At 68.4% G+C, this 3,611-nt stretch carries 4 protein-coding genes; 1 reads left to right on the top strand and 3 read right to left on the bottom strand.

The annotated features are described in order from the left end of the window. The coding region (locus CCN51_RS35880) for a peptidase associated/transthyretin-like domain-containing protein (protein WP_483883460.1) at window positions 1–451 on the top strand (451 nt) is incomplete at its 5' end. A 7-nt stretch (window positions 452–458) separates the two neighbouring features. Here the strand turns inward: CCN51_RS35880 and CCN51_RS35875 are convergent. The 3 genes from CCN51_RS35875 to metG all read right to left on the bottom strand — a co-directional run bounded on the left by CCN51_RS35875 (window position 459) and on the right by metG (window position 3,385). Then, window positions 459–932: a carboxymuconolactone decarboxylase family protein gene (locus CCN51_RS35875; RefSeq protein WP_014178064.1), complete on the bottom strand. Its 474-nt coding sequence runs from the start codon at window positions 930–932 to the stop codon at window positions 459–461. 118 nt (window positions 933–1,050) lie between these two features. Beyond that, on the bottom strand, window positions 1,051–1,467 hold the full coding sequence (locus CCN51_RS35870; protein ID WP_014178065.1) for a hypothetical protein: 417 nt from the start codon (window positions 1,465–1,467) through the stop codon (window positions 1,051–1,053). A gap of 148 nt (window positions 1,468–1,615) precedes the next feature. Beyond that, window positions 1,616–3,385, bottom strand: a complete 1,770-nt coding sequence (gene metG / locus CCN51_RS35865) for a methionine--tRNA ligase (protein ID WP_014178066.1) — start codon at window positions 3,383–3,385, stop codon at window positions 1,616–1,618. Window positions 3,386–3,611 lie beyond the last annotated feature (226 nt).

Here is a 3,611-nt window from a genome sequence, read left to right as displayed (position 1 = left end):
CGGCACCCCGCCGGGCGGGGGCGGCGGGCACCAGGAGCCCACCGACGACAAGCGCTATCTGCGCGGCACCCAGCTCACCGACCAGCACGGCTTCGTCGAGTTCCGCACCGTCTTCCCCGGCTGGTACCGGGGCCGCTGTGTGCATATCCACACCAAGGTCCACGTCGGCGGCGCCCTCACCGACTCCGGATACGAGGGCGGTCACACCTGCCACACCGGTCAGCTCTTCTTCGCCGAGGAGGCGGTGCTCGCCTCCGCCGAGGTCGCCCCGTACAGCACCAGCACCACCGAGCGCACGACCCTCGACGAGGACACGATCTACCCCGGCAACGGGGCCCAGGGCGGGCTGCTCACCCTGAAGTACAAGAAGGGCCGGATCGAGAAGGGCGTCATCGGCACCCTCACCCTGGGCGTCGACCCCGACACGACCCACGACGGCACGGACCTGTAAACCGGGATCAGCCCCACTGGCCGGGCTGGTAGTCGCCGGCGGGCTGCTGGATGATCACGTTCATCCGGTTGTAGGCGTTGATCAGGGCGATGAGGGACACCAGGGCGGCGAGCTGGTCCTCGTCGTAGTGCTTGGCGGCGTTCGCCCAGGCCTCGTCGGTGACCCCGCCGGCCGCGTCGGCGATACGGGTGCCCTGCTCGGTCAGTTCCAGGGCGGCCCGCTCGGCCTCGGTGAAGACCTTGGCCTCCCGCCAGGCCGCGATCAGGTTGAGCCGTACCGAGGTCTCCCCGGCGTGCGCGGCGTCCTTGGTGTGCATGTCGGTGCAGAAGCCGCAGCCGTTGATCTGGCTGGCGCGGATCTTCACCAGCTCCTGCGTCGCGGCCGGCAGGGTCGAGTCGCCGACGACCTTGCCCGCCGAGTTGATGTACTTCGCGAACTTGGCCGCGACGGGGTTGCCGTAGTAGTTGAGCCTGGCGTCCATGGTGATCTCCTTGCCGTGTTGTCGGTTACACAGCACTGACGGAGCGGCTCGGCGAGATGTGACGGCCGGACGGGCGTATGAGTGTGACCTGCGTCTCGCCGCTTGTACGGACCCGAAACTAGTACACGAAGTGTTCGGTCAGCCGCTGGTCCACACCGCACGGGTCCGTCCGCTCCGCGCGGGCGGCCCGGTGTACGGCGCGCAGCAGACGTCTCGGCGTGGCCCGGTGCTGCCACAGCACGGCCCGTACGCCGTACTCCACGACCGTCATCAGCTCCGTCTCGCGCAACTCGCCCGTGACCAGCACCACCCGCTGCTCGCCGCCCCGCACCAGACGGCGCAGCTCGGCGCCCGCGCGGGCGTCAAGGCGTTCGGCGAGCATGATGGCGACGGTGCCGCGCGGCTCGTCGCTGAACGGACGTGGACGGTGGATCAGTTCGACGGTGGGCTGGTGCCGCAGATGACGCACGACCCCGGCCCGCGAGAGCGGGTCGGGGCCGTGGACCGTCACTGTGACACGTGGTGCGTCGGGCACTGCGCTCCTCGACTTCCCTACGGATGGACTCCACAGGTTGGTCGAACGCGTTAAACGAACGGTTGTCGAGCGATCAACGGTGCGAAGGGGTGGCGGGCCGGGCCCGCCACCCCTTCTCAAGTCCCGGGTCGCTCGTCGTTACCCGTCGTCACTCGACGGGCTTGCCCTCGGTCTCCACCCCGGTCGACGCCCCGCCGCCCGCCTGCTCCGGCGCACCGCCGAAGCGCACCCGGTAGGACTCCAGGTCCTCCTCGGTGATCTTGGCGAAGAGCACCGGCGGCACGGTGAAGGCCGTACCGGCCGGGACGGAGGCGAGCGCCTTGGCCTCCTCCTGGCCCACCCAGGGCGCCGTGTCGTCCGCCAGCGCGAACGCCGACCGCATGGCCCGCGCGGAGGCCGGGATGAACGGCTCCGAGACGACCGCGTACAGATGGATCAGATTCATCGCCGTACGGAGCGTAAGGGCCGCGCCCTCCTGGTCGGTCTTGATCTCCAGCCAGGGAGCCTTCTCCTCCAGATAGGAGTTGCCCGCGCTCCACAGGGCCCGCAGCGCCGCCGCGGCCTTGCGGAACTGCAGCGCGTCCATGTACTCCTCGTACTCCGCGAGCAGCCGCGCGATCTCCTCCCCGAGGCGCGCCTCGGCCTCCCCGGCGGCCTTCCCGGCCGGGACCTCGTCACCGAACCGCTTACGGGAGAACGACAGCACGCGGTTCACGAAGTTGCCCAGGGTGTCCGCCAGGTCCTTGTTGACCGTGGCGGCGAAGTGCTCCCAGGTGAAGGACGTGTCGTCCGACTCCGGCGCGTTCGCCATCAGGAAGTAGCGCCAGTAGTCGGCGGGCAGCAGCTCCAGCGCGGCATCGGTGAACACCCCGCGCTTCTGAGAAGTCGAGAACTTGCCGCCGTAGTACGTCAGCCAGTTGAACGCCTTGACGTAGTCGACCTTCTTCCACGCGTCCCGGGTGCCCAGCAGCGTCGCCGGGAACATCACCGTGTGGAACGGGACATTGTCCTTGGCCATGAATTCGGTGTAGCGGACCGTCTGGTCCACGTCGTACCACCACGACTTCCAGTCGCGGTTCGCCGGGTCCAGGTCCGACCACTCCTTCGTCGCGCCGATGTACTCGATCGGGGCGTCGAACCATACGTAGAAGACCTTGCCCTCGGCTGCGAGATCCGGCCAGGTGTCGGCCGGCACCGGTACGCCCCAGTCCAGATCACGGGTGATCGCCCGGTCCTGAAGCCCCTCATTGAGCCACTTGCGGGCGATCGACGACGCGAGCGTCGGCCAGTCCTTACCGTGCTCGTCCACCCACGCCGCGACCTCCCCCGCCAGCTTCGACTGGAGCAGGAACAGGTGCTTGGTCTCGCGCACCTCCAGGTCACTGCTGCCGCTGATCGCCGAACGCGGATTGATCAGATCCGTCGGGTCCAGCACACGGGTGCAGTTCTCGCACTGGTCGCCGCGCGCCTTGTCGTACCCGCAGTGCGGGCAGGTGCCCTCGATATAGCGGTCGGGGAGGAAACGGCCGTCGGCGTTGGAGTACACCTGGCGGATCGAACGCTCCTCGATGAAGCCGTTCGCCTTCAGCTCGCGCGCGATGGTCTGCGTGATCTCCACGTTCTGCGCGGAGGAGCTGCGGCCGAAGTAGTCGAACGCCAGGCTGAAGCCGTCGTAGACCGCCTTCTGCGCGTGGTGCTGCTGCGCGCAGAACTCGCCCACCGGCAGACCCGCCTCCTTGGCGGCCAGCTCGGCGGGGGTGCCGTGCTCGTCCGTCGCGCAGATGTACAGCACGTCATGGCCGCGCTGGCGCATATAGCGTGCGTAGACGTCGGCCGGGAGCATGGACCCCACCATGTTGCCCAGGTGCTTGATCCCGTTGATGTAGGGAAGGGCGCTGGTGATGAGGTGTCGAGCCATCGCGGGCTGCTCCCGGGTCGATGCAGTGGGTGACATGTCGCTCTGAGAGCGCTCTGTGAGCTATGTGAGCTCTGTGCCGAGCTGCTCTGCGAGCCGTCATTATCGTATCTGAGCGGTGAGGGCCACCTGCGCGGCAATTTTCGTGCCGCGCGGGTGGCCCTCACGTAGTCGATGCGTATCCCTGGCGGGGGTCCGGGGTCCGGGGTCCGGGTCAGGACCCAGACCC

It is taken from the genome of Streptomyces milbemycinicus (genome assembly GCF_002154605.1).
Taxonomy (GTDB): Bacteria; Actinomycetota; Actinomycetes; order Streptomycetales; family Streptomycetaceae; genus Streptomyces; species Streptomyces milbemycinicus.
This window is presented reverse-complemented; position numbering and strand designations above follow the sequence as displayed.